This window comes from Burkholderia thailandensis E264 (genome assembly GCF_000012365.1).
Taxonomy (GTDB): domain Bacteria; phylum Pseudomonadota; class Gammaproteobacteria; order Burkholderiales; family Burkholderiaceae; genus Burkholderia; species Burkholderia thailandensis.
Genome location: NC_007651.1, coordinates 3,105,417 through 3,132,221, shown reverse-complemented (window position 1 = coordinate 3,132,221; position 26,805 = coordinate 3,105,417). Strand labels below are relative to the sequence as shown.

General features: G+C 59.1%; 14 protein-coding genes. 11 read left to right on the top strand and 3 right to left on the bottom strand.

Annotation, left to right across the window (positions count from 1 at the left end):
* Window positions 1-263 precede the first annotated feature (263 nt).
* The 7 genes from bcpA (at window position 264) to BTH_RS26060 (ending at window position 17,865) form a co-directional block, all read left to right on the top strand.
* Window positions 264-9,707 carry a contact-dependent inhibition toxin BcpA gene (bcpA, locus tag BTH_RS26080; protein WP_011402465.1) on the top strand — a complete coding sequence of 3,148 codons (9,444 nt, stop codon included), beginning with the start codon at window positions 264-266 and terminating at the stop codon, window positions 9,705-9,707.
* The gene (gene bcpI, locus BTH_RS34685; RefSeq protein ID WP_011402464.1) at window positions 9,704-10,516 is read left to right on the top strand and encodes a contact-dependent inhibition immunity protein BcpI; all 813 of its coding nucleotides are present in this window, start codon (window positions 9,704-9,706) and stop codon (window positions 10,514-10,516) included. The genes bcpA and bcpI overlap by 4 nt, the downstream gene beginning before the upstream one ends.
* A 27-nt stretch (window positions 10,517-10,543) precedes the next feature.
* The gene (gene bcpO, locus BTH_RS32280) at window positions 10,544-10,768 is read left to right on the top strand and encodes a CDI system lipoprotein BcpO (protein ID WP_165981570.1); all 225 of its coding nucleotides are present in this window, start codon (window positions 10,544-10,546) and stop codon (window positions 10,766-10,768) included.
* A 24-nt stretch (window positions 10,769-10,792) separates the two neighbouring features.
* Window positions 10,793-12,529: a ShlB/FhaC/HecB family hemolysin secretion/activation protein gene (locus BTH_RS26075; protein WP_011402463.1), complete on the top strand. Its 1,737-nt coding sequence runs from the start codon at window positions 10,793-10,795 to the stop codon at window positions 12,527-12,529.
* Window positions 12,530-12,953: 424 nt separating this feature from the next.
* On the top strand, window positions 12,954-15,308 hold the full coding sequence (locus BTH_RS26070; protein WP_009891812.1) for an AAA family ATPase: 2,355 nt from the start codon (window positions 12,954-12,956) through the stop codon (window positions 15,306-15,308).
* Window positions 15,305-17,224, top strand: a complete 1,920-nt coding sequence (locus tag BTH_RS26065; RefSeq protein ID WP_009891810.1) for a UvrD-helicase domain-containing protein — start codon at window positions 15,305-15,307, stop codon at window positions 17,222-17,224. The genes BTH_RS26070 and BTH_RS26065 overlap by 4 nt, the downstream gene beginning before the upstream one ends.
* A 32-nt stretch (window positions 17,225-17,256) precedes the next feature.
* Window positions 17,257-17,865, top strand: a complete 609-nt coding sequence (locus BTH_RS26060; RefSeq protein ID WP_227739561.1) for a GNAT family N-acetyltransferase — start codon at window positions 17,257-17,259, stop codon at window positions 17,863-17,865.
* 274 nt (window positions 17,866-18,139) lie between these two features.
* On the opposite strand, the gene BTH_RS32275 is transcribed toward BTH_RS26060, so the two are convergent.
* Window positions 18,140-19,579: a tyrosine-type recombinase/integrase gene (locus BTH_RS32275; protein ID WP_009891805.1), complete on the bottom strand. Its 1,440-nt coding sequence runs from the start codon at window positions 19,577-19,579 to the stop codon at window positions 18,140-18,142.
* 1,043 nt (window positions 19,580-20,622) lie between these two features.
* Here BTH_RS32275 and BTH_RS26050 point away from each other — a divergent pair.
* The 3 genes from BTH_RS26050 (at window position 20,623) to BTH_RS32270 (ending at window position 23,599) form a co-directional block, all read left to right on the top strand.
* A complete protein-coding gene (locus tag BTH_RS26050) occupies window positions 20,623-21,528 on the top strand; it encodes a LysR substrate-binding domain-containing protein (RefSeq protein WP_011402462.1) in 906 nt (301 codons plus the stop codon).
* Window positions 21,529-21,660: 132 nt separating this feature from the next.
* Window positions 21,661-22,947, top strand: coding sequence for an MFS transporter (locus BTH_RS26045; protein ID WP_009891801.1), 1,287 nt, complete (start codon window positions 21,661-21,663; stop codon window positions 22,945-22,947).
* A gap of 316 nt (window positions 22,948-23,263) precedes the next feature.
* Window positions 23,264-23,599, top strand: a complete 336-nt coding sequence (locus BTH_RS32270) for an H-NS family nucleoid-associated regulatory protein (RefSeq protein WP_009891799.1) — start codon at window positions 23,264-23,266, stop codon at window positions 23,597-23,599.
* Between the two features lie 303 nt (window positions 23,600-23,902).
* Here the strand turns inward: BTH_RS32270 and BTH_RS26040 are convergent, their stop codons facing one another.
* Both BTH_RS26040 and BTH_RS26035 read right to left on the bottom strand, forming a co-directional pair.
* The gene (locus BTH_RS26040; RefSeq protein ID WP_009891798.1) at window positions 23,903-25,381 is read right to left on the bottom strand and encodes an extracellular catalytic domain type 1 short-chain-length polyhydroxyalkanoate depolymerase; all 1,479 of its coding nucleotides are present in this window, start codon (window positions 25,379-25,381) and stop codon (window positions 23,903-23,905) included.
* Window positions 25,382-26,142: 761 nt separating this feature from the next.
* Complete coding sequence (locus BTH_RS26035; protein WP_009910381.1) at window positions 26,143-26,361, bottom strand: hypothetical protein; 219 nt, start codon at window positions 26,359-26,361, stop codon at window positions 26,143-26,145.
* 141 nt (window positions 26,362-26,502) lie between these two features.
* Between BTH_RS26035 and BTH_RS35920 the strand changes: the two genes are divergently transcribed.
* Complete coding sequence (locus BTH_RS35920; protein ID WP_025369439.1) at window positions 26,503-26,763, top strand: hypothetical protein; 261 nt, start codon at window positions 26,503-26,505, stop codon at window positions 26,761-26,763.
* Window positions 26,764-26,805: the final 42 nt, after the last annotated feature.

The window sequence follows — 26,805 nt, the reverse complement described above, 5'->3', positions numbered from 1 at the left end:
AGATGATGCGTGAGGTAAGATTCGCGCGGATTGCGATTAAAAATACCTTCGATATTTGCGGTCGATAGAGTATGTCGTTATCCAAAATATCGAGATAGTCGGACTGGTGTGGCAGTAATCGAGCAATGGAGTTGTTTCGTCCGTCGCATCTCGGCAACGATTGACACTCTTTGACGCTGCCTTTCCACGGTTTCAATTAGATTCCATGCGATGTTCGAGGCCGTGAGGGCGGATCGAACGAAAATCGCGAGTAGACCAAGGTTATGAATAAAAACCATTATCGGCTGGTGTTCAGCCGCGTGCACGGAATGTTGGTCGCAGTGGAAGAAACGGCCAGCTCAGCGGGGAAAGCAAGCGCAGGTGAAACGCGGCGTACCCTCGATCGCAGCGGTGTGCATGTAGTGACGCGGTTTGCGTTACGTTTTGCGGCATTTGCTGCGCTGATTGCCGCGGGCGCGATGCCGATGTGGGTGCACGCACAAATCGTCGGAGCGGGGCCGAATGCACCATCGGTAATCCAGACGCCCAACGGCCTGCCGCAAGTGAATATCAACAAGCCGGGTGGCGCCGGCGTTTCGCTGAACACCTACAACCAGTTTGACGTGTCGCATGCCGGCGCCATCCTGAACAACTCGCCGACGATCGTCAACACGCAACAAGCGGGCTATATCAACGGCAACCCGAACCTGAGTGCGGGGCAGGCGGCGCGCATCATCGTCAACCAGGTCAACAGCACGGCGGCCAGCCAGATTAAAGGGTACGTCGAGATAGCGGGAAGCCGTGCGGAGATTGTGCTGGCCAACCCTGCCGGTATCGTCGTGGACGGTGGCGGGTTCATCAATACCTCTCGCGCAGTCCTGACAACTGGCGTGCCGCAGTTTGGCGCGGACGGATCGTTGACGGGCTTCAACGTCAATCGTGGTCTCGTGACAGTGCAAGGTGCGGGCCTCGATACCTCGAATGTTGATCAGACTGACATCATTGCCCGCGCTGTACATGCCAATGCCGCGATCTATGCGAAGAATCTCAATGTAATTGGCGGTACGAACCAGGTTAATCACGACACGCTTGCTGTGACGCAGATCGCCGGTGACGGTCCTGCGCCGGCTGTCGCGATTGACGTAGCTCAGTTAGGTGGCATGTATGCCAATAGGGTGTTTTTGGTTGGCAACTCCGCAGGCGTGGGTGTCGCGAACGCCGGGACGATCGCGGCGCAGGCAGGCGACCTGACGCTGCAGTCGAACGGCCGGCTCGTCCTGACGGGTAAGACCACGGCGAGCGGCAATATGGCGCTGTCGGCCGCGGGTGGTATCCAGAACAGCGGCACCACGTATGCGCAGCAGTCGTTGTCGGCCAGCACAAGTGCCGATCTCACGAACAGCGGCACGCTCGCGGCGCAGCAGAATACAGCGGTCAACGCGGGCAGCGTCAACTCGACCGGCACGCTCGGCGCCGGCGTGAACAACGACGGTACCGTAACGCACAGCGGCGACCTGAACCTGACGGCGTCGGGCCAACTGACCGCCACCGGCCAGAATGTCGCGGGCGGCAACGCATCGCTGACGGGCGGCAGCGTGAATCTCGCCGGCAGCCAGACGGCAGCGAATGGCAATCTGTCGCTGAACGCGACAGCCGGCGACGTGAACCTCTCGAACGCGATGACGAGCGCGCAAGGCGCCATTCAGGCGAAGGCAGCGAGCACCGTGATCAACGATCACGGCAGCCTGTCGAGCGGAGGCAGTACGACACTGACCGGTGGCAGTCTGTCGAACCAGAGTGGCAAGGTGTCATCGCAGGGGCCGTTGTCGGTCAACGTCGCCGGCCAGATCGCCAACCAGTCCGGCGAACTGGTATCCGAGAGCACGGCGGACGTGCATGGCGGCGCCATCGCGAACAACCAGGGCACCCTTCAAAGCGCGGCCGGCATGACGGTGGCCGGTGCGTCGCTGGACAACACGGCGGGCCGAATTACGTCGCTCAACGGCGATGGCCTGTCGGTGACGACGAGTGGCCAGTTGACCAACGTCGCAGGGACGACCGCGAACGGCGCGCAAGGCGGTGTGATCGGCGGCAATGGCGATGTGTCGGTCCAAGGCGCAAACGTTGTCAATCGCGGCGCGATCACATCCAACACGAATCTGCGGGTATCGGGCCAGTCGGTCGACAACGGCAGCGGCACGCTGCAGGCTGCGCAAAAGGTGGCTGTCGATGCGGGCGCGCGCTTGATCAACAACGGCGGCTCGATCGTCGGTCAGACGGCCGCGCTGACGGGCACGACCCTCGACAATAGCGCAGGCGTTGTGCAGGCCGATCAGGTGTCGTTGAACGCGACCGACCTCGTGAACCACGGCGGTACGATCACGCAGACCGGTGCCGGCGCGATGAGCGTGAACGTGTCGGGCACGCTCGAGAACTCAAATGGCGGCACGCTGCAAACCAACAGTACCGATCTGACACTCGCGCCTGCCGCGCTCGTCAACGATGGCGGCACGATCACGCATGCGGGCAACGGCACGCTGACGCTCGGCGGAGGTACGGGGTCGGTGTCGAACGTGGGCGGTTCGATCGCCAGCAACGGGCGCGTCGTCGCACAAACCGGAGCGCTGAACAACACGGCGGGCTCGATCAACGCGCAGAACGGACTGGCGGCAACCGTCGGCGGCACGCTCAACAACGCAAACGGCAAGCTGTTGTCGAACACGGATCTGAGCGTCACCAGCGGTACGCTGTCGAACGACGGCGGCCAGATCGGCGCCAGCGCGAACGCGACGATCCGCACCGGCTCGATGACGAACCAGGGCGGATCGATCGTTGCACCGAACCTGTCGGTTACCGCCGATTCGACGCTCGACAACAGTGGCGGCAAGCTCGAAGCCAATCAGCTTGCGCTGACGGCAACGAACCTCGTGAACCACGGCGGCACGATCACGCAGTATGGATCGTCAGCGATGGGGATGAACGTCAGCGGCACACTCGACAACTCGGCCGCCGGGGTGATCCAGACCAACGCCGCGGATCTGACGCTGGCGCCAGCCGAGCTGAATAACGCAGGCGGCACCATTACGCATGCCGGCACCGGCACGCTGACTATTGCGCCGGGCAATGGAGCCAGCGCGCTGAACAACGCGTCGGGCACCATCGTGACGAAGGGACAAGCCATCGTCAACGCGGCCGCCTGGAACAACGCGAGCGGTATTCTCGCCGCGCAGCGAGGCATCAACGCGACCATCACAGGCGACGTGAACAACACACAGGGCCTGCTGAGATCGGACGCGTCGCTGTCGTTGAAGAACGGCGGCGCTCTGTCAAATCGAGGCGGCCACATCCAGGCGGGGCAATTGGTTGCGGGCGACAGCAGCACGCTCGCCATTGAATCGACCTCGATCGACAACGCTGACGGCGCCATTGTCGACCTCGGTGCGGGCAAGATGACGGTGCAAGGCGGCAGCCAGATCGCCAACAGCCACGCCAGCGGCGTCGCGGGCATGGGCGCGATTACCGGCAACGGCGATGTGACGGTCAGCGCCGCGTCAATCAGCAACACGCAGAGCGGTCAGCTCAGCGGTGCATCGCTTCATGTTCAGGGCAACACCTTGGACAACAGCGGCGGCACGATCGGCAACGTCACGAACTCGAACGGCGACGTGGACGTCAAGACGATCGGCGCGATCACGAATACAAATGGCCAGATCAGCTCGACGCACGACCTGTCGGTCGCGGCGGCCACGCTGCAGGGCGGCGGCACATACAGCGCGACGCATGATGCCAACGTGAACCTGCAGGGCGATTACACGGCGGCATCCGATACGCAGTTCAACGTCGGTCACGATCTTGCCTTCACGCTGCCCGGCACCTTCACGAACAACGCGAACCTGCAATCGGTCAACAACCTGAGCGTCAACGCCGGCAACATCGTCAACGTGGGCGCTTTGACGGCCGGCGGCTTGCTGCACACGCAATCGACCAACCTGATCAATACCGGCGCGCTCGTGGGCGCCAGCGCCTCGCTCAACGCGACGAACACGATCTCGAACCTCGGGCCGACCGCGCTGATCGGTGCATCCGACAGCAACGGCACGCTGGAGATCCTCGCGCACGACATCGAAAACCGCGACGACACGACTGCGACAGATTCGATGGCGACGACCGCTATCTTCGGCATGGGCAAGGTCGTGCTGGGCGGCGGCAAGGACGCGAGCGGCAACTACACGAACGCCGCGCTGGTCAACAATGTGTCTGCCCTGATCCAGTCCGAAGGCGACATGGAACTGCATGCGGACAAGATAACGAGCACGCGGCGAGTGATGAAGACGTCGACCAGCGCGATCGATCCGTCGCTGCTCGGCCAGTTCGGCATTCCGATCAGCGGCCGCACGGGCCAGGTCGGCGTGAAGGATCCGGACAGCATCGGCGGCGTCTACACCGAGCCGCCTCACGGCGGGCAGTGGAACAGTACGTATCAGTTCACGACCTACTATGCGGACAGCGCGACGGCGACGACCGTAACGGACATCAGCCCGGCTGCCCAGATCGTGTCGGGCGGCAAGATCGATGCGTCGTCGGTCGGCACGCTGCAAAACTACTGGAGCAACATCGCGGCGGTCGGCGACATCAAGATGCCGGCCCGCTACGACGCGGACGGCTGGGCGGCGTCCGGTCAGAACCTGCCGGGCGTGTCAGTCTCCTACTCGGGCCAGTATCACTACAACAACTACGACAACACCGAACACGACTGGCAATTGCCGTTCGGCAACGCGCCGTTCGTGACCGGCCGCCCGGGCGGCTATACGCAGGCGGCGCCGGCATCGATCAAGGATTACAAGTTGCCAGGCTACTTTTCGACGATGAGCTCGAACGGTACGATTTCGGGCACGGGCGTCAGCGTCAGCAACACGGCGGGCAACGCATCGATTCCGTCGCTCGGCTTGCTGCCGGGTCAGTCGGTGCCGGGTCTCACCCCCACCAACTTGAGCGGTAACGCGAGCGGTGCAAAATCGGGTGCGTCGGCCGTGCATGGCGGTCAGTCGGCGCCGGTCGATCCGATCATCGCCAGTGCGACGGCGCTGAACGTGCTGAACAACCTCACGATTCCGCAGGGCGGGCTCTACCGGCCGACTACCGCCCCGAATGCGAGCTACGTGATCGAAACGAATCCGGCGTTCACGAACCAGAAGAATTTCATTTCGAGCGACTACTTCTTCGGTCAGCTCGGCGTCGACTTCACGCACATCCCGAAGCGTCTCGGTGACGGTTTCTACGAGCAGCAACTCGTGCGAAACGAAGTCACGTCGTTGACCGGCAAGGCGGTACTCGGGCCGTATGCCGACCTGGAGACGATGTATCAGTCGCTGATGGCGGCCGGCGCGGATCTGTCGAAGTCGCTCGATCTGCCGATAGGCGCGAGCCTGTCGGCCGATCAGGTGTCGAAGCTGACCAGCAACGTGGTCATGATGGAAACGCGGGTGGTCGACGGTCAGTCGGTGCTCGTGCCGGTCGTATATCTCGCGAAGGCCAGCCAGCAGAATATCGATGGCCCGTTGATCAGTGCGACGAATGTCGATTTCCAGAATGCACAGTCGTTCACGAACAGCGGCACGATCAAGGCGGACAACACGCTGGCGATCCAGGGCAAGCAGATCGACAACGCATTCGGCGCGCTGCAAAGCGGTGGGCTGATGTCGCTGAAGACCGAGAACAACGTCGACCTGACGTCGGCGAACGTGAAAGCCGGCAGTTTGCAGCTGGACGCCGGAAAGGATCTGATTCTCGACACGGCGACGAAGACGAACACGCGTGTGAGCCGCGACGGCGCGACGAGCGTGGTGACCACGCTCGGGCCGACCGCCAAACTTGACGTTGCGGGCGATGCGTCGATCACGACGGGCGGCAACTTCCAGCAGAACGCGGGCAACCTGTCGGTCGGCGGCAATCTCGGCATGAACGTTGGCGGCAACTGGGATCTCGGCGCGGTGCAGACGGGCGAGCACAAGATCGTGCAGCGGGCGAACGGCGTGTCGAATACCGACATCAACAAGGTCACCGGCAGCTCGGTGACGGTCGGTGGACAGTCGAGCATCGGCGTCGGCGGAGACCTGACGGCCAAGGGCGCGCAGATCGACCTTGGCCAGGGCGGGACAATCGCGGCCAAGGGCAACGTGACGCTCGGCGCGGCGAGCGCGACATCGACGGTGAACAGCAACAGTTCGGGCAGCGACAGTCACGGCAGCTATGCGGAGACGCTGCACACGTCCGATCAGGCGCTCACAGGCACGACGTTCAAGGGTGGCGATACCGTCACATTGGCGTCTGGCAAGGATCTCACGATCAGCGGCAGCACGGTCAGCCTGGATAAAGGCAATGCGAACCTGATGGCGAGCGGCGATGTGAATATCGGCGCGGCAACCGAAACGCATGTGCTGAACTCGCACGAAACGCACAGCCACAGCAATGTCGTGAGCGGCGTGCAGGTTGCAAGCGGCATCGACCAGACGGCGACCTATAGCCAGGGCAGCACGGTGTCGGCCGACGGCGTCAACATCGTCAGCAACCGCGACATCAACGTGGCGGGTAGCAACGTCGTTGGCACGAACGACGTGACGTTGCAGGCGACGCGCAACGTCAACATCACGACCTCGCAAGACACGACTCAATCGTCCAGCTATTTCGACAAGAAGGAATCGGGTCTGCTCACGAATGGTGGTTTGTCAGTGACGGTGGGTTCGCGCTCGGCCGCCCAGCAAGACCAAAGCAGCTCGGTGACGAATAAGGGGAGTGTGATCGGGTCATCGCAGGGCAATGTCACGATCCAGGCCGGCAAGGATGCCACGATTACCGGTAGCACGATTGTGGCGGGCCAGGATGTCGGAATCGCCGCTCAAAACGTGACGGTAAATGCTGCGTACGACACCTACAAGGACGCGCAGTCGCAGCAGTTTAGCCAGTCGGGTTTGAGTGTCGGATTGGGCGGCGGCCTGGTCGGACTCGGACAGTCGATGGCAGGCGCCGTCCGCCAAGGCCAGCAGTCGGGCGATTCGCGCCTCGCCGCAGTACAGGCCGTGGCGGCTGCCGAACAGGCTTACCAGAACCGCGGCGGGATCAAGGACGCGGCCAATGCCCTGTCGAACGGGAACGTGAGCGAAGCTGCCAAGGGCGTTCAGGTACAGTTCAGCATCGGGTCGAGCCATAGCAGCAGCAATGCGACGACATCGATCTCGAGCGCGAAAGGTTCGTCGATCATAGGCAACGGCAACGTCTCCATCACCGCGACGGGCACACCGGACGCAAACGGAAACGCTCAGGCGGGCACCGGAAACATTGCGATGACCGGAGCGTCAGTGCTCGGCAAGAACGTCGCGCTCGACGCCAACAACGCGATCACGCTGCAAAGCGCGCAGAGCACCGAACAGAGTACGAGCTCGAACAGTTCGACCGGCTGGAATGCAGGCGTGGCGATCGGCGTGGGCAAGAATACGGGGATCAGCGTCTTCGCGAATGGCTCGAACTCGCACGGACAGGGCAACGGCGATAGCGTCACGCAAACCAACACGACGGTGGCGGCCGGCAACACGCTGACGATGAAGTCGGGTGGTGACACGACGTTGTCGGGCGCCAAGGTTTCAGGCGACAAGGTCAAGGTCGATGTCGGCGGCGACCTGACGATGACGAGCCTTCAGGATACGTCGAACTACAGCAGCAACCAGCACAACACGGGCGTCAGCGGCAGCTTTACGTTCGGCTATGGTGGCGGCGTCGACGCATCGATCGGCCACACCAGCATCGACGCGAATTATGCGTCGGTGAACCAGCAAACCGGCATCGTGGCTGGCAAGGAAGGGTTTGATGTCAACGTGGCGGGCCATACGCAGCTCAACGGCGCACAGATCGCGAGCGCGGCGCCGGCAGACAGCAATACGCTGACGACCGGCAGCCTCGGATTTACCGACATCCAGAACAAGATGTCGTATTCGGGATCGTCGGAAGGTTTTTCGACGTCGGGCGGCCCGAGCTTTGCACAGACGGGTGATAGCGCGAGCGGTGTCACGCGCGCCGCGGTGAGCCCGGCGAAGATCGTCGTCAAATCGGATGAGCAGAACGGCACGGACAGCACGGCCGGGCTGTCGCGCGACACGGCGAACGCGAACCAGACGGTGGAGAACACATTCAACCTGCAGAAGGTCCAGAACAATATGGCCTTTGCGCAGGCGTTCGGCAAGGTGGCGACGTTCGCGGTGGCGGAAGCGGCGACTCAGCTGGAAAACAGCAGCCCGCAGATGAAGGCATTGTTCGGCGAAGGCGGTGCAGGTCGCGACGCGCTGCACGCCGCAGTGGCGGCGATCGGGGCAGCGCTGTCGGGTGGCAACATCGGCGGAGCGGTCGCGGGTTCACTGGCCGGTGATGTGCTGCAGTCCCTGGCGCAGCCGATCATCGATCAGACGGTGAGCCAGTTGCCGCTGAGCGCGCAAGCCGCCGCGCGGAATGCGTTGAACGAGATCGTGGCGACGGCCGGCGGTGCGGCGGCTGGCGCTGTCGCGGGTGGAGGTTCATCCGGTGCGCTGGCCGGTGCGGGCTCGGCTGTCAACAACGAGCTTTACAATCGACAGCTTCACGTAGAAGAGGTGAAGGTTGTCGAGCAGCTCGCAAAGGAAAAGGCGCAGGCGGTATGCCGCGGCGATTCAAGCTGCGTGGCGAAGGCAACGACCTACTGGACCGACATGCTCGAGCGCGCGGCGAAGGGAATGGTCGACGACACGGCGAACAAGGAGAACATGGCCTATCTCCAGACGCTGATCCAGACGGCGAACAATCCGACCAGCGAAGGCGCGATGGGGGGCCTCAGCTCCTACCTGACGAACCTTCAGACGGCGCAAGACATGTTGTCGCAGTATATGGGCAAGCCGATTCTGGTACGCGGTTCGCCTATCATCTCCGACGGTTCGGCGCAGACGTATTTCAGTGCGACACCCGAGCAACGTTCCAATCAAAGCCTGAATGCCATATTGGGCTCGCTGCCTGGCTCGATCGTGCCGGGTGCAAGCCAGCGCGATCAGAGTCGAGTGGATTCCTTCGCCACGCAAAACGGCTCCGTGAAACCCGATTACACGATCGAGGAAACGGTCATCGGCGGTATCCTTACAAACAAGATCGCGTCGACGGCTGCACGCGTGGGCGAGTCGATTGATGTTTGGTTGGCGGGACCTGTGAATCCGACAGGCAAAGGATTCATCAGCACCGGCAAGGTGACGATGGAGAGCATGCCGGTGAAATTGAATACCGCGGAACAAGGCGTGCTGTCACAACTCGACCAGCTGCCGTCGAAGGATTTGCAGGGCCAGGCCCGTGAATATGTGGCGAATAACTACTTCGTGCGGAATGGTTTTACCCCGCTTGACGGGAAGTGCGGCGCCAACTGCTTTGACGGAGTCTACGTTAAAGGAAATACTGTCTACGTTAACGAGGTCAAGCCTCTTAATGAATCTGGATCGATCAGTTTGAATCCTCCAAACAGCGCCACGGGACTTCCGGGGCAGCAGACGGATAACTGGGTCGCATATTCGGTTCAAAGACTGAAAGATACGGGTGACCCCCAACTTATTAAGACGGCCGAAGTTGTCGAGCAAGCGTTTAGAAATGGAAATCTCGTCAAAACGGTTTCTGGGGTCAACTCTAATGGGATGGTGGTTGTCAAGGTGCCAAGGAATACGCCATGAATCGTCGAGCCGAAATTGATAAATTGACTAACCTTGTCAATGTCAACAAGGAAATGATCCCCGAGCTGGTCCATGACCTGATCTATCGGAGGTCGAAAGTTCGTCTTGGCACGGTTTACGATGGACTAGCCAGCCGCGCAAGAGCGCAGGCAGTTTTAGATTACTTTGGCGCAAATAATATTGCTGCGAGCAAACAGAATTTTTATCTGTCGTCGAAATTGTCTATAGCGAGTTGTGGTCTGGATGGCGGCGCTAGCTTCACCAACGGACTCGAGCTACTATGCGCAATCTTATCTGACAATCAGAGCGTTATCGAGACGGCGGCGAAGATTGAAACCTCGGCGCTATTGGATGGAAGATGTGATCCGAAGTCAACGGCAGCCTTCCAATACAGATTCCAGCTCGCAATCTTGGGTAAGGATCAGGAGTTGGAAGCCCTGATCGAGAACGTGCGCAAAAATGGAACCAAAGCCGATCGACAGGCTATTTCAAATGGTGAGTATTTTTTCTCATTGCTTCTGGCGCGCGATGCTGCGGGGTTAAGGGCGTTGATTGAAAAGCGGCACGCAAACGTCAAATGCGTTTGGCCGGATTTGGAGAATTTCATCTCATACCTTGGAACGCTTGAGACAAAAATTTGCTGGCGTCGTGGTCTCCCAATTGAAATCGATCATCCGCTAGTGCCAATGGAGTTGATGCCGGTCAAGCCTCTTGATCGCTACGATGACGTCTACGACTTTCTGAAGCCGGGGTGGGTGCCCCCTCCGCAGGGACTGATCGGCCGGGTTTCCCGGTGGTTCAAGGCATGATCAGTCGACGTCGCTGACATTGAGGCAATGATGAAGAAATCCAAATGGCCCGTGGTCCTGGCGTTTGGCATGTCGGCGCTTCTCGCTGCATGCGAGACCGTGCCACCTGATGCACCCCCGCGTCCTCCGCCGAGGCCAGAAATGGAGCCCGTGTTGCCGTCGTGGTCGAGCACGATCTGGATCATGGGCTTTTGGAAATGGAGCGGTACCGAATGGGTTTGGATTCCGGGGCATTTAGCACCCAAGCCATAAAATCGAACGAACAAGACCACATTTATGACAATCCGTACCCCGGTCGTGCTGCTGTCGGCCGCATGGCTGATTCCAATGGCCGTGTCGGCGCAAGAAGCTCCTCGCCCGATCATTTCGGGCAACGACCAGCAAATCCGACAGCAGGAAGAAGCGCGCGAGCGCGAACGGACCGTCACAGCGCCCGGGGTGCGTTCGAGCGTAACGGCGAGCGCAGGGTATCCAGCGCTGCCATCCGAAACGCCGTGCTTTCGCATTGACCGTTTTGGGCTCGACGTACCCGATGCGCTGCCTACCTCGCTGAAATCGCAAGGCGCGTCGGCGTTGCCCATGGATCGCTTCGCCTTCGCGCGTGAATGGCTTGAGCACTATGCTGGCCAGTGCATCGGAAAACAGGGCCTCGACATCCTCGTCAAGGGTCTGTCGCAAGCGATCCTAGCGCGCGGGTACGTCACGACGCGTGTACTACTTCCTGAACAGGATCTGTCGACCGGTATCCTCAAGTTTTCGCTGATCCCGGGTGTGGTCCGCCACGTGCGCTTCGCCGACGAGAAACTGCGCGGCACGTGGAAGACCGCATTTCCAACGGGCGACGGCGAACTGCTGAACCTGCGCGATCTCGAACAGGGCCTCGAGCAAATGAAACGCGTGTCGAGCCAGGACGTTTCGATGCAAATCGTTCCGGGCGAGCTTCCCGGCGAAAGCGATGTCGTACTCGACGTGAAGCGAGGCAAACCGTGGACCGTCGTCGCGTCCGTCGACAACTCCGGCACGCGTGCGACTGGCAAGCTGCAAGGCAATCTGTCGCTCGGCATCGACAATCCGCTCGGCCTGAACGACGTCTTCAACATCGGCGTCAGCCAGGATCTGGAGTTTGGGGACAAGCGCCTCGGCTCGCACGGCTGGAACGGTTTCTATTCGATTCCGTGGGGTTACTGGACGGCCACGCTGTCCGCTTACACGAACACGTACTACCAGCAGATTGCTGGCGTGAATCAGACATTCGTCGCGAGCGGCAATTCAAAGACGGTCGATTTCAAGCTGGCCCGCGTGCTGTCGCGTAGTCAGAATGATGTGTTCGGTGGGTACGTTCGCCTGTCGCGTCGTTTCGGGCAAAGCTTTATCGAAGACACCGAAATCTCGCAGCAACGCCGCAATAACACGATGATCGAACTCGGCCTGACCGATCGCCACTACTTCGGCGGCGCGCAGTTCGATGGCTCACTTGCATATCGTCAAGGCGTCGGTGGATTGGGCGCTCAGGACGATACGTTGGCGGCGGGTGGTGGGCCGACCTATCGTTTCAAGATGGCGGTGCTCGATGCGAACCTGTCGGTGCCGTTCGCGATCGGCAAGCAGCCATTCCGCTATGTCGGCACATTCCACGGCCAGTACACCGGAAACACGCTGTACTACATCGACGACTTGACGATTGGCAGTCGGTATACAGTACGCGGTTTCGACGGCGAGACGATGCTGGCGGCGGCACGTGGCTTTTACTGGCGCAACGAGCTACAGGCGCCGATTGGGCAGATGGGGCAGGCGCTCTATGCGGGGCTCGATTATGGCCGCGTATGGGGGCCGCAGCCGATCGCACTCGTCGGCACGCAACTGGCGGGTGCTGTGATCGGCGTGAAGGGGAGTGTCGGCACGCGATTCGGCTCCTATGCGTACGATCTCTTCGCGGGTACGCCTGTCTACAAGCCGTCAGGTTTTCCGACGGCACGTGTGACGCTCGGTTTTCAGGTGACCGCTCAGTTCTGAAGACAATGAGCCAAGGTACTTCTCCGACACGTATACATCGCAAGCCCGATGTTGCATATGCTCGTCTGGTCGAGGCTGCCGCTGAACGGGGGCGTACGCTTCTGACGCTCGAATGGCGCGGGGTGAAGCGGTACTATGAATTCCGCCGCGAATCGGGCCATGACTTCACTCGCGTAGGCGCGGTCGCGATGCGAGGCACGATAACCTGCTACGCAGCCTCAAGTGTGTTGCATCGACGGGTTGAATCCGCAACTGGATGTAGTCGCTCGATTCTTGGCTTCAAATGTTCGCTGGGTTCGATACGAGACGTTGACCTGTGGCGAGAACCGCAACTGAACTGATTCCGAGGCCTCGCCCCCAGCTATCAGTTGCGTCATGCTTCGGTTAACGTTACAAAAATTACATGCAGAGGGGATGGTGCGAAATGCATATCGAATTCGTCGAGATCGCGAATTTCAGGAAGCTCTTGTCGGCCCGCGTGGATCTGTCGCTCAAGACAACGCTGTTCGTCGGCGCGAACAACAGCGGCAAGACGTCAGCTATGTTGGCCCTACGGCGCTTCCTAACGCCTCGTCGCTGTCCGTTTGACATCCACGACTTCACGTTGTGCCACTTGCCAGCGCTCGTGGACATTGGCGAAACGTGGCTTCAGGCGAACCTGGAGGGTGTCGCGACTGACCTCACCCTGGATCCCTGGGTGCAAGCGCTGCCGGCCTTGGATCTGTGGCTGCAGGTCAAGGAGGACGAGGTCCACCGGGTCCGAGATTTGGTCCCGCTCATGGACTGGACCGGCGGGCGGCTGGGAGTGCGACTGCGCTACGAGCCCAAAGACATGAAGGCGCTGTTTAAAGAGTTCATTACCGCGGTCACCGAAGCCAATGCCATGCGCGCAGCAGCTGCGGCTGCCGTAGCTGCCAAGGCTGCCGGCGCGGCGCCCTCACCCAAGTTGACAGTCTGGCCCGAAACCTTGGTCGACTTCCTCTCCAAGCGGCTAACCTCGATGTTCACGATCCGGGCTTATCCGCTGGATCCAGCGCTACTTGCCAACCCTGAAAAGCTTCGGGCCTTGCCGCAGTCGCTTCCGGCATCGGCATTGCCGATCGAGGGCGATCCTCTCAGTGGCCTGATTAAGGTGCATGACATCCCTGCGCAACGCGGCTTTGGCGAGATCCAGAATGGGGGCGAAGACGAAGGCGAGCTTCAAACCTCGGCGGGTGGTACACGACTCTCTGAACAACTCAGAAGCTACTACGCCAAGCATCTGGATCCAGCAAAGGGGCCGGATCCCACGGACCTAGAGGCCTTGCAAGCCATGGAGGCGGCTGAGGATGCATTTGACCTGAAGCTGATGGAAAGCTTCAATGAATGCTTTACCGAGGTGGCGGGCCTGGGCTATCCGGGGGTCAGTGACCCGCGTCCGCGCGTATCGACACGCTTGCGTGCGATCGACGGATTGAACCACAGCGCGGCGGTCAATTTCGAGGTCGATGTGGTTCCGGATGCGGGCGCGGTTACGCCCATCCTGCTGTTGCCGGAGGGCAGCAACGGGCTGGGTTACCAGAACCTCATTTCGATGATCTTCCGGCTGATGAGCTTTCGCGATGCCTGGATGCGCGTCGGCAAAGCGTCAAAGAGTTCCGAGGCTGCGAGCATTGAACCACTTCACCTGGTTCTCGTGGAGGAGCCTGAAGCTCACTTGCATGCGCAGGTGCAGCAAGTCTTTATCAAGAAGGCGTACGAGGTGCTGCGTAGGCGCCCAGAGCTGGGGGAAAGCGACGCACTGCGTACGCAACTTATCGTCAGCACGCATTCGAGTCACGTTGCGCATGAGACGCCCTTTGCAAGCCTGCGGTATTTCCGCAGACTGCCTGCTGGTATGGTGGCCAAGGTGCCGGTGTCGACGGTGGTCAACCTGTCGCAGGTCTTCGGGGAGGGCACGGAGACCGAGCGCTTCGTCACCCGATATTTGCGTGCACAGCACGCCGACCTGTTCTTTGCCGACGCAGCGATCCTCGTCGAGGGACCGGCTGAGCGCATGCTCATCCCCAACTTCATTCGGGCCCACTACAAGGTGCTGCATCAGAGCTACGTCACCTTGCTGGAGATTGGTGGTAGCCACGCCCATCGTCTGCGCCCGCTGATCGATCATCTGGGCTTACTGACGCTGATCGTCACCGACCTGGACAGTCTGACAGCGACGGGGGGCTCGTCAGTTCAACCCGCTTTGGGCGCAGGCCAGAAAACCAACAACGCCACTCTAAAGACCTGGGTGCCAGCTCTGGACGACGTCGACGCCCTTGTCAGTGCGACGCAGGCGGCCAAGACGATCACGGATGCTGGCGACACGCTGTTCGCAGTGCGCGCGGCCTACCAAACACCTGTTGAGGTCACGATGCCGGGCTCCACCGCCAAGGAGACCGCCTACCCCTACACCTTTGAGGACGCTCTCGTGTTCGAGAACGTGACCTTCTTCGCTGCGTTTGCCGGCCCGGGATTGAACGCCAAGTTCCGAGCAGCCATCGCCAAGGGTGGCGGTGCAACCGCGGTTGGTGCCAGCATGTACACCGCGCTCAAAGATGGCAAGAAGGCCGAATTCGCTCTCGATGTCTTGATGGCGGATGACTTCAACAAACTGAATGTGCCGCAGTACATCGCCGAGGGTCTGGAGTGGCTGCTGAAACAGATGGAGAAGAAGCAGGTGGAAATCTTGACGACGGCGCCGGCCACGGCCGTTTCAGTTGCTACCGCCGCGAGTCCTGGGCCGGGAGCGAAGCCATGACGGTCGCCGACGATCAATTCGATGCCGAGGCCGACGCAACGATCATCGCATGTCTTGACCTGAGCAAGCCCAGAAGCTTTTTCCTGTACGCAGGTGCTGGATCAGGGAAGACGCGATCACTGGTCAGCGCCGTCAGAAAGACGATCGATGGCGAGCACGGGCGGCAACTTACCCTGACCGGCAAGAAGGTTGGTGTCATCACCTACACCAACGCCGCTTGCGACGAAATCAAGCAACGCCTTGAATTCGATTCTCGCGTTGAGGTCATGACGATCCATGCCTTCTCATGGTCGCTGATCGAGGGCTTCAACGCCGACATCCGTCAGTGGGTCGCCAAGAACCTTGAAGAGGAGATTGCAGAGCTTGAGGAGCAGCACAAGAAGGGGCGCCCCAACACGAAAGCGGGCGTTGAACGGCTTCGATCCATGGAGAGCAAACGTCGCCGCCTGGCGCGTCTGGATTCCGTCGTTAAGTTCATCTACAGCCCGACCAGCGACAACCGAACACGCGACTCTCTGAACCACTCGGAGGTTATCGCCATGACGGCGGCCTTCCTGACCAGCAAACCTGGACTGCGGCGGATGTTGGTCAGCAGGTGTCCGGTCTTGCTCATTGATGAAAGCCAGGACACGAACAAGGCGCTCATGGACGCCTTCCTGCATCTTGAGGAAGAGTTCCATGGTCGGTTCAGCCTCGGGCTTTTCGGGGACTTGATGCAGCGCATCTACTCGGACGGAAAAGAGCGGCTTGACAAGGCCATCCCGGCCAGGTGGGCTATGCCTCGCAAGCGGATGAACCACCGGTGCCCATCCCGCGTCGTCGAGGTTATCAACAGCATCCGCCGCGATGTCGATGGCGAGGAACAGGTCCCCCGCAGCGACGCTGAAAAGGGTGTGGTCCGGGTCTTCATCGCGCCCCAAGCGGGCGCCGACCCCTTCGCCATTGAAGCGGCCGTACGCCAGCGTATGGCGACGATTGCTGGTGACCCGGCCTGGCAGAACTCTGACACGGTGAAGACGCTCGCCCTTGAGCACCTGATGTCTGCCAGGCGATTCGGTTTCGCGGAATTCTTCGAGCCGCTTTGGGCGATCGACAACCTCCGGACGAGCCTGCTTCAAGGCGCCGGAGCAGGTCTTGGGTTCTTCATCAGGGACGTGTTGCCGCTGGTCAATGCACTTCGTGCCAACGACCGCTTCGCGGCTACTGCGATCGTCAAGGCGTCGTCGCCCCTTCTGGATCGCGCAGCGCTTCAAGAGGCTGGATCGAATCAGGTCGCGCAGCTCGGTAAGGCTAAGGCGGCGTGCGACGGGCTTCTTGCGCTGATCACGGAACAGCCTGAGATCAATGCTCAGGCAGTGCTCGAGTTTGTTGCGCAGACGGGTCTGTTTTCCATCCCGGACACGCTTGCTCCCTTCGTTTCCGGTGACGCCAAGGCGGTAGCGGCCGAGGACAACGCAGGGCAGGGCGATCAGATGGAGCGCACCGAGGACGGAGAAGCCGAAGACACCAGTCCTGAGCTGAGCGCATGGAGCAAAGCCCTTGAGGCGCCACTGAGCCAGATCGAGCGTTACGACTTGTACGCGCGAGGACAGTCGCAATTCGCGACGCATCAGGGCGTCAAGGGGCTTGAGTTCCCGCGCGTATTGGTCGTGATCAATGACGACGAGGCGCGAGGTTTTCTTTTTGCCTACGACAAATTCTTCGGTACCAAGGAGAAGTCAAAGGCGGACCTTGAAAACGAAGCCGCCGGCCGAGAGACCGGTTCGGACCGCACTCGCCGCTTGTTCTATGTGACCTGCAGCCGGGCAGAGAAGAGCTTGGCCATCGTCTACTACTCGCCGGATCCAGCGCTGGCTCGCAGTGCGATCCTACAGTACGGATGGTTCGTACAAGACGAGGTCGAACTGATCAACTGAATCGACGCAGCCCGAGATTACCAGCGCCCCGAATGCCTCTGCATGAAGTTCGCCATCCGACCAGTTGTCGGCGATGGCGAGAGGCAGCAATCGGCCAGTTTAAGACATTCGACACACGTTCCCGTTTTGTCGACAATAGTCAACCGAAAACCGATCCCGGAGGAAGCGGCATGCATGTGCGCAAGTTTCAAGTCGGCGACGAGGCGGCTCTGTTCAGAGTCTACTACTCTGCCATCCATCAGATCGCGTGTAGAGACTATTCTCCGTCCCAGATCGAGGCATGGGCGCCTGCTGATTTGGATAACAGCATTTGGGAGAAGCGAATAAGGGGAATCAATCCGTTTGTCATAGAGGCGGACGGAGCGCTCATCGGCTACGCAGACTTGCAAGAGAACGGTTACATCGATCATTTCTTTGTGTCGGGCGATCATCCCCGTCAGGGTGTGGGGCGTCTCCTCATGGAAACTATTCACGATTATGCCCAGCGTCAAAGCATGAAAGTGCTCACGTCAGATGTGAGTCGCACTGCGCAGCCGTTTTTTGAACACTTTGGATTCGAAGTGCTGGAGCAACGATCGCCGACAATCCGGGGCGTCGTTGTGCCGAATGCCTTGATGCGGAAAACCTTTGCAGCACGCTAAATGTAACCAGTAGAAGTGTGCGCGGCAGGTACTGGGCTACCGCTGTGCGAAATTGCTGGCCGGAGGATCGCGATTCGGCGTTGCTGAGAGGCCGCTTTCGGGAATCGCAACTGTCAGCTATGGGTCGGTAACGGCCCGTCCATAAAAGTGCGGGCGTGGGTTTCAGCGTAGCTTTGTGAGCCCGCCCTTGTCAGATAAGGCGCAGGTACTGCTGCATCATCGGGCTTTGTGCAGCGTCCCGCTGTAAGCCGTGTTGTGTAATAGCCGGCGGCTATCAACTTCCCGACGCCGTCTTTGCCTCTCCATCGCTCGCGTAAGTCTCGGCAACAGGCGTAAGGAGATGGTCAAGGCCGGCTTGCTGCAGCATCCACGATTCAATTTTATCGTGCCACATGCGCAAAAGATCGAGCGGCCGACGTCGATAGTGTTTCTCGGCCAGCGCAGACGGCTTGTGGCCTTGGATCTGCGCAACAACGCCGACAGGGACTTCAACCCATTCCGAAAGCGTACCGAACGACCGGCGCAGTCCATGCAATGTAAGGTGAGGCAGGCCGGCAGCTTCGATTGCACTATTGTGGGCCTTTCTGGGCTCGGCGATCTTTCCGTCCTCTGATCTGTTGCTGGTGAACACCCATTCAGAGGGGGACCATGACTTTCCTTTTTCGGTGAGGCTGGCCAATTGCCGTCTGTTCGGCGGTATCTCGTTCATCTGCTTGAGATTTGTCAGGAGGCTCGCAAGATATGGCGTAAGTGGGATAGTGCGGCCGCCGGTCCCCTCGATCTTGTCGTTCATGGTCAGACTGCGCCAGCGGAAGTCCACGTCCTTCCAACGCAATGCGGCGAGTTCTTCGCGGCGAGCTCCGGTAAGCAGGAGGCCCTGTAAGTATGCGCTGATAACTGGATTGTCAATCTGACGTACGGCCGTGAACCACACAAGCAGTTGTTCTCGTTGTAGACAATCACTTTTGGCCTTGGTGCGTGGTACGGCTGCGCGCACGGCGCGAGCGGCATACGCATTTGGTGCAATAGACCCTGAATATTCCGGTTTGTCTTCGCACCACCGAATGAATGCACGCAGTTTGCGGTAACTCTGTTCAGTGTTCGTTGGTCGCTTTTCTGCTTCGGCTTCAAGCCACATAGCCACTCGCTCGGCATTGAGATCCGTCAGCTTGAGCGGCATTAATGTCGCCAGCGGCCCAGGAATCGTTGTCCCACGTCCGCGCTTCCAGGGTAGGCCGCCTGCTTGTGCGAGCTTTTCGTGATCGTAGTAGTGTCGACCACTCCATTTGCTACGGTGTGCGTCCAGGTAGGCTGCCCATGCTTCCGATACAGTCGCGTTTTGCCTGAGCGCGTCGAGTTTGCGCGCTTCATGTTCAGCGCGCTGTTCCGCTCTTTCTTCGCGAGGATCAATGCCGCGATCCATCAGCGCTTTGAGTCGAGCCGCTTCCTGTCTTGCACCGAGGCGTTCGATCGTCTTCCCGGTCGCCGCGTCGGTCGTGGCGTGTCGCTCCAGCGGCCATGCGTTGGGCGAGCCGATGGTGATCCGAACGGTCTTGCCAAACAAACGGCCCTCGAATACGTAGGACTTCACGCCCGATGCCGTCACGCGAAGGCCGAGTCCTTGCTGCTTCTTGTCCCAATAGATCGTCTGTTGTCGCCCTGGCGTGCACTCGTAACCGGTGACCCGTTCGATCGTGAAATTTTCCTTTGTCACTTGTAGCCCCCGTTTGCAACGCCGTGTAGGCGTGGTGTAGGGGAATTCTAGGGATGTCAGTCAATCCGAGTCAACATCGTGGTACGGCGTCGGACTGAAATGTGATTAAATATCAAGAGGATACGGGTGTGTTGGGAAGTCGATCAATATCGATCTAAACAATAGACTGCGGCCTTCTAAGCCGTAGGTCACACGTTCGAATCGTGTAGGGCGGGCCAGTCAAATCAGGCGCTTTCGTGAGCGCCTCTCGTGTTCCGATTCGCTCCGTTGGTCATATCGCCAAGATGTAACCAAGTCGGTCAACGTGCTATCTGCGCGGTTCCGCTAGTTGTGATGTGCGCGGCGCAGTCCGGGGTCGTCGAGCGTAGTAGCCGGAGCATTGGGCTTTCCGCTCGGAAAGCGTATCTCCACGCTGCGTATTGATGCGTCGGTTTCCCGGTTGGCCGAGGGCCATTTCGCCTGACGGCGGTGTGCGTAAACGCTCCCTGATTTTGCGACAAGTCGGGCTTTCATTCCAATAAACTAAAAGAGAATCTATTCGGATAGATTTTTTGAAGAGGCATTTGGCGAATTTGCCGCTTGAAAAGCGATGTCGCCATATTGATAATTTCGATACCACAATAGTTTCATGTCCGGATATTGTGGTCGATAGTATTCCGTTTTGTGGCGTTCCTGCGTGTTACCGGTATATTGGGCGTGGTTTTCAATGCATTGATCAGTATTCTGAAATGCCGGCGTAGCGTGTGATTTCCGGTGGTTCGTGACGATAGGCTTGAAGGATTCTTGATTTTTCGAAACTGTATCGATAGCGTGCCGTGCATTGTCCGGGAACGCGTAACTCGACTGTTTCGTTCGCATGCGACATGCCGAGTTTGGAGGGGCATATCATTCGTTGTGACGGTAACAGGGGGCTATTTTGAGGAAAGCTTCGTTTACATGATTTTTCGATTGAATGACGCTTTCGATTAATGAAAAATGTGCCGCCAAGCGTTTGTATGCGCTTGTGATCCCCAGTCGGTGGATCAGAGCCATATGGAGCGAGTATGAAAATTCACCCGATTCCTCCCCTGCAATGCCTTGTGTTCTTTGATGCTGCAGCTCGGCACGGTAACTTCACGCGTGCAGCCGAAGAACTGAACGTGACGCAAGGCGCGGTCAGCAAACAGGTTGTCAAGCTGGAAAGTTATCTTGGTATGCAGCTGTTTGTGCGAGATGCAAAGGCGCTTCATTTGACACGTGCCGGGCAGACATATGCCGGTCGGATCCACGATATGCTCACTGGCTGCGCGGAGGCCACCGCGCTTGTCATGAAGGAGCCTTCACCCCATAGCATCACGATCGCGTGTGCGTCGGGCACGGCCGGCATGTTTTTGACACCCATCATCGCCGATTTCAGTCACGAGTATCCCAATGTCGCAATTCGGATCTTGGTTCGAGAAGGCGTTTTCAATCTGAACCCCGCGGAATTCGACATTGGTGTGTATTACATTCGCGATGTCCCGCCTCCTGGCATGAGCGGAATCCGTATCATCGAAGAGGAGGTGCAAGCCTATTGTGCGCCCAGCTACCTGGGACGCCGGCGCGTATCGCCGCACGAATTGACGAACGTGACATTACTCGTGGCAGAGGAGCAGCAGCGCCAATGGATGAGCTGGCGGGACTGGTTCCACCTATGCGATAGCGAGATCGCATACAAGCCCTCGCGCACGATTACAGCCAATAGCTATCCGGTATTGCTGCAGCTTGCATTGCGAGGTCACGGTGTCCTTCTCGGATGGAACCAAATGATCACGCCCTTGGTTGAACGCTCTGATTTGGTGCTTGCATCGGATGCGAGCGCGAGCTTCGGCGGCGCGTATCAGCTCGTTTGGCCCGATGATCGGCGCGATACGGCGGCTGTGACGCATTTTCGGGAGTGGTTGCTGAAGCGGGTGCCGTGGAAGGGGTGACCGGGTATTCCAGAAACTCAGTCTCGCCAGAAAAAAATTCAGAGTAAGCGGTCGAGAAAAAACCGTACCATTGGCTACGCCGTTGATCGTTGCCAGTGGCGCCAGAACATCAAAATCCGAGGGCACAAGAATATGGAAACCGTCGCTGGCTTGCGCGAGGGTAAGCGGAGCTTCGCCGTACAGGAGAGGACAAAGGCAGTCGTCGCCGTGATCATAGGAAATGGATTCGAGTGGTTCGATTTTATTTCCTATGGCTTCTTTTCCGTCATCATTGCAAAAATATTCTTTCCAACTTCGGATGACAATCTGTCTCTGCTGCTGTCTGTCTCCACGATTGGTGTCGGATTTTTTATGCGGCCGGTGGGCGGTATTGTCTTGGGAGGGATGGCGGATAAAATCGGGCGTCGTGCAACCTTGGTCATCACGATTACGTTGATGACCATCGGCACATCCCTGATTGCTTTTGCACCAACCTATAAGGATGCCGGTATTTTCGCGCCATTGATGATCGTATGTGCGCGCCTGTTGCAAGGGTTTTCCGCCGGAGGTGAAATGGGCGGCGCCACAGGATTTCTAAGAGACAATGTGCCCGCCGAACGGCTGGGCTATTACACCAGTTGGATTCAGGCAAGCATCGGATTCGCGATTATTCTGGCATCGGTTCTTGCGGTTGTGCTTGTCAAGGTTCTGAGCGCCGAGCAGGTGGAGTCATGGGGGTGGCGCATACCGTTCTTGATTGGCTTGTGTCTCGGGCCGCTCGGGATCTATATCCGCAATCAAGTGCATGAACCCGCGGAGGAGAATGTTCAAATCCGAGAGCGGACGCCGGTGCTCGAGATTGTGCGTCGGTGGAAGAGCGAAACGCTGATAGGATTTGGCCTTGTAATATTTTGGACCGTTTGCTCATATGTTCTGCTCTTCTATATCCCCACGTACGCGTCAAAGGTCTTGCATTTGCCGGCGTCGACAGGGTTTATTGCCGTTCTCGTTGGTGCGTCGATTGTTCTCTTTGTGACGCCGGTTTTCGGTTATCTATCCGATCGCTACGGGCGGCGTCGATTTCTCATGGGGGCGCTTGCTGTGGCTGTCATGGTTGCGTATCCCATGTTCAGACTCTTGAATGTGAGCCCTGGTTTGCATTCTCTGCTGCTATTTCAGGTTGTTTTCGGACTTGTTATTGCATGCTATGAAGGGCCAATCCTCGCTGCATTGAGTGATGCGTTTCCGCGTAAAATAGTCTCCACGGGAATTTCAATTTCGTACAATCTCGCCGTCATTACGTTCGGTGGATTTTCGGCGGCCATTCTTACTTGGGCGATTGCGGCAACACAAAATAATCTTGCTCCCGCGTTTTATGTGATGGGCACGGCAGTCCTCAGTTTTTTTGCGGCGGCATGCTGGTCTCCGCGCAAGGAGTGAAGCGGTAATGGAGGCGGGTGTCTCGTTGGTGTCATGGTTGTATCGATGAGTTTATTTGATCTGATGAATTGAGGGGTGGTGAAAGCTTGGTTTGGAATGCGGGCGCTCACGGTGACCCATATTTTCCATCTGCGAAGAAGACGTGGTGGCCCTCGGTGCAGATGGTTTTGCTGTGTGCTGCTCGTCAAAGCTGTCGTGCAGTGCTCAGCCTTTTTATTCTGAGTAAATAAATGTGGAATGTGAGTTGTATTTAGTGGAATTGGTTTCTATTCAAAATTGGCATTTTTTGATGTGAATTTATTTAGGCAATGCTAAGATGAGCGAACTGAATCCTGAAACCTTTCAAGAGCTCCGAGCTAGATTGAAGTCGGTTGCGGAGGCGGCCGAGATCGCGCGAAAAAGGGAGGCGGCGGACGCGATCAAGGTGATACGAAAAACCGTTCTTCAGTATGGAATTTCCGCAGAGGACATCTTTGGTCGAGCAAGGCCGAACGGAGGTCGTGGGAAACGTCGTGGTCCGGCCGCTCCAAAGTACTGCAACCCGGAAACCGGCGCGACGTGGAGTGGCAGGGGGAGGCCGCCTCAGTGGATCGCGGGAAGGAATCGAGATCGGTTTCTGATCGCCGGGCGGCGTGAAGGCGGCGCGCGATGATCGGTCGCTCGAAGAGGTTTCGGTGGAGTTCATGCGGGTGATCACTGAGATAGGTCATCGTTTTCTCGCTTATGCCTTATCCCGCCTCGAGTGCATTAGACGCGGCTGTATGGCTGTGCCCATATGCGACAGATGGTTTTTAATACCGTCAGATGACCTTAGGCGATTGCTCGATAGCAATCGCTATTTTTCGACGGGGCCATTCGATCTGGTCTTGTCGTATCACGCTTACGCAAAATCACACCACCCCGTCGATCGACCTGGGCGAATCATGCCCGCGCAGGTACATCACGTGCACCGCATTCACGGACAATTGCCGATGATGTAATAGCCGGCCTTCGTTTCCGCCAGCGTATTCACATAAAACACGTTGTCGAACCCCATGTTCTGGTTCGAGCCGGCCGCGTAGGCGATACCGAATGAATCGTATGCACGGCCGGCCTGCACGTGCGCATAATTCGTGGCCGTCGTCTCGGTGCAGGCGAAACTCGATTGTGTTGTCGCCGATACAGGTGAGGACTGCGCACTCTCGCCCGCGCTCGGATCGACCTCGGTGACCGTATAGGAATAGGTCGTGCTGGCGATCAGGCCGGAATCGATGTAGGCCGTCGACGTCGACGCCCCGACCTTGTCGCCGTTTCGATAGACGTTGTAGCTGCTCGCGTCGGCGACCGGGTTCCAGGACAGCGACACGCTCGTCTGCGTCGCGGCCGTGACGGTCAGCCCTGTCGGCGCAGTGCCGGACTGCGTCGGCGCGGCGCTTGCGCGTAAGTTGTTTCTGACCCAGTAGTCCATCACGAAGGCCGGATAGTTGATGTGCGTCGCGTCCACGTAATGGGTGTTGTTGCCGCCCGCGCCGGCAGGCCAGGCATGGGCCATGCCGGAAACCACGATCTCGTGCGTGCGCACTTTGCCGTTGCTGTCCGTATAAGGCGTGTTCGTGCCTCCGCCGGGAATGGAAACTGTGGCCCCCCGCGCAAACGTGCCTCCATAGATGAGCCGAAAGGCGGCGGTGTCGAGCGGACCATACGCCTGGGCCACGGTATAGTCCGACGTGCCCCATACGGCGCCGGCGATCTGAGTCGAGAACTTGCCCGCGTTCGAGCCCGCCCACGCCCTGCACTGGTTGGCCGCCGTTTGCGCCGTGTAGCCGATCGGGACGTATCCGATTTGTAGCGTGGTCGTGCCGGGCGGCGGCCCGGCGTTGATGCCGATGCCGGCGAAGACGTCCGGCGCGATGCAGCCGAGCACCATCGTCATGCCGCCACCGGAAGACAGGCCCGCCACGTACACCTGGTTCGGATCGATCGCATACTGCGCGTCGCCGACGAAACGACCGATGAGATCGAGCAATACGCCGACATGGCCGCTCGTGCGATTCGGCGACGTGTTCGCATAGTCCCAGCAATGGTTGCTATAGACGTTTCCGGTCGCGTTGGGCGCCAGAATGATCGCGCCATATCGATCGGCGACGTTCTTCCAGTTGAAGCCCGCGCCTTGCGAATTGTCGATGACGTCGCCGGCTGCGCTCTGTTGGCAGCCGTGAAGCACGAGCACGAGCGCACGCTTGCCGTTGGGCGTCGTCGGCTGGGTTGCGGGCCAATAGAAGTAGCCGGTCAGATTGCCGCCGTTGACCGTGTCCGCGGCCCACGTTTGCTGGCTGCTCCATGCGCCCGGTCCGGCGGCGACGTCGGCGCGTGCAGGATGGGTCGCGAGCGCGGCCGCGCATATCGCGATCAGTCCGGTGATCCCTTGCCATGTGAGTCTTGCGTTCCTGGTCATGCTGGCTCTCCTAGAATGGGGAATGGTGTCGATACCCACGGCCTTTTTGCTTCCCAGTCCTGCCTTTTCATGCAACGGCTTCGCTTATCTGTCGCGCTTCGAATTTATCGGTCATGACAATGGAGAATTCAGAAATACAGCACGTGGCGTGGCATCAGTCAATTCAAGGTTTACCTTGGAGATCTATTAAAAATTCCCGATTTACGTGATGCCATTCGGCAGAGTGAGCAGGATGGGGGGCAGAAAAATACGTGCCGGATATTGGCGCATTCGGCTGCGGCGGCATTTCTGCACGTTTCCTTTCGAGCGCGGGATGCCGGGCGCTCCAAAACGGAATGTCGCCAACACTGTCGGTTTCCCGTACGGTCGTGCGCCTGCGGGATTTCGCGGTACTGCCGTTCGCGGATATTCCATCGATGGGGCTTGCGTCGGCGCCAGGGGCGCATGCTGCCGCAATCGCCTGCAGGGGCGCTCTTCATCGGTTTCGCGGGCGACATTTCGTGGTCACGATCTGGATGCGGCGGTTTCCCGATCTGCTGGACGATTGGCCGCGTTGCAATCGAAATGCCGAATCAATTCCCCCGACTTGGAGCCGATGACGCGGACCTCGCCACGGCCGAGCGACGTCATTCGTCCGCGCTTTTGAAATCCGGACGAATTCATTTTGAGAGATTCATTCGCGGATAATTCACTTTTATTGAATTGCTCTTGACTTGATTGGGTTTTAGGGGAGGCGCTACCGATTGCGCGATGCGGATGCATCAATCCGTCACGATGATCTGCGCGGCGGACGCGTTGATCTGAAATTGATCGACTCGGCGTGCGCGGACATCGAGCAACAAGCGATCCAGGGCTTCGATCGCGGCATGATCGGCCGGCGTCTGTTTGTGGGAGGGATGCCCGATCTTGTCCACTGCGGTTTGATGAGCCTTGAGCAGGAATTCCAGGGCTTCCGTTCGGGTCATGAAAATACGATCCATGGTGAGTCACCTCGAGTGTGTTTGTAGCGATAGGGAGCCGGCAGATGGCGTCTGCTGCAATCACGGGCCAGCGTTCATCGCCCGGCATGCTCGAGCCTGGCCCGGCGGCTGTTGAAGCAAGTGTAGCGCTCGAGTGGCTCGATGAGCGAAAGCGCCGCGAGACGCGGCCGGTCCGCGGGCGCGACCATACGCCGCTATGACGCTGCTGATGCGCGAGCGATCTGGATGGCGGTGCCGCAGCCGGGCAAGCCGGTGTCAGCGAAGGCAGAAACACGGCAGGCGGCGCTGGGGTTGCGCCGGATGCGGGAACCACGGGTGAAGTTCCGCACGATGCAGGCCAACAGTCTGCACGGCTTGCTGACCGAATGCGGTGAAGTGGAGGCCACGGGGGGCGCTGAATAAAGCGATCCGCGGCGTACTCGAGCGGCCGGTTGAATCCGCCTC

Excerpts from the sequence above, each read along its gene's own strand:
- bcpA (WP_011402465.1), top strand. The coding sequence starts at position 264 with ATGAATAAAAACCATTATCGGCTGGTGTTCAGCCGCGTGCACGGAATG.
- bcpI (WP_011402464.1), top strand. The coding sequence starts at position 9,704 with ATGAATCGTCGAGCCGAAATTGATAAATTGACTAACCTTGTCAATGTC.
- bcpO (WP_165981570.1), top strand. The coding sequence starts at position 10,544 with ATGATGAAGAAATCCAAATGGCCCGTGGTCCTGGCGTTTGGCATGTCG.
- BTH_RS26075 (WP_011402463.1), top strand. The coding sequence starts at position 10,793 with ATGACAATCCGTACCCCGGTCGTGCTGCTGTCGGCCGCATGGCTGATT.
- BTH_RS26070 (WP_009891812.1), top strand. The coding sequence starts at position 12,954 with ATGCATATCGAATTCGTCGAGATCGCGAATTTCAGGAAGCTCTTGTCG.
- BTH_RS26065 (WP_009891810.1), top strand. The coding sequence starts at position 15,305 with ATGACGGTCGCCGACGATCAATTCGATGCCGAGGCCGACGCAACGATC.
- BTH_RS26060 (WP_227739561.1), top strand. The coding sequence starts at position 17,257 with ATGCCTCTGCATGAAGTTCGCCATCCGACCAGTTGTCGGCGATGGCGA.
- BTH_RS26050 (WP_011402462.1), top strand. The coding sequence starts at position 20,623 with ATGAAAATTCACCCGATTCCTCCCCTGCAATGCCTTGTGTTCTTTGAT.
- BTH_RS26045 (WP_009891801.1), top strand. The coding sequence starts at position 21,661 with ATGGAAACCGTCGCTGGCTTGCGCGAGGGTAAGCGGAGCTTCGCCGTA.
- BTH_RS32270 (WP_009891799.1), top strand. The coding sequence starts at position 23,264 with ATGAGCGAACTGAATCCTGAAACCTTTCAAGAGCTCCGAGCTAGATTG.
- BTH_RS26040 (WP_009891798.1), bottom strand. The coding sequence starts at position 25,381 with ATGACCAGGAACGCAAGACTCACATGGCAAGGGATCACCGGACTGATC.
- BTH_RS26035 (WP_009910381.1), bottom strand. The coding sequence starts at position 26,361 with ATGGATCGTATTTTCATGACCCGAACGGAAGCCCTGGAATTCCTGCTC.
- BTH_RS35920 (WP_025369439.1), top strand. The coding sequence starts at position 26,503 with ATGAGCGAAAGCGCCGCGAGACGCGGCCGGTCCGCGGGCGCGACCATA.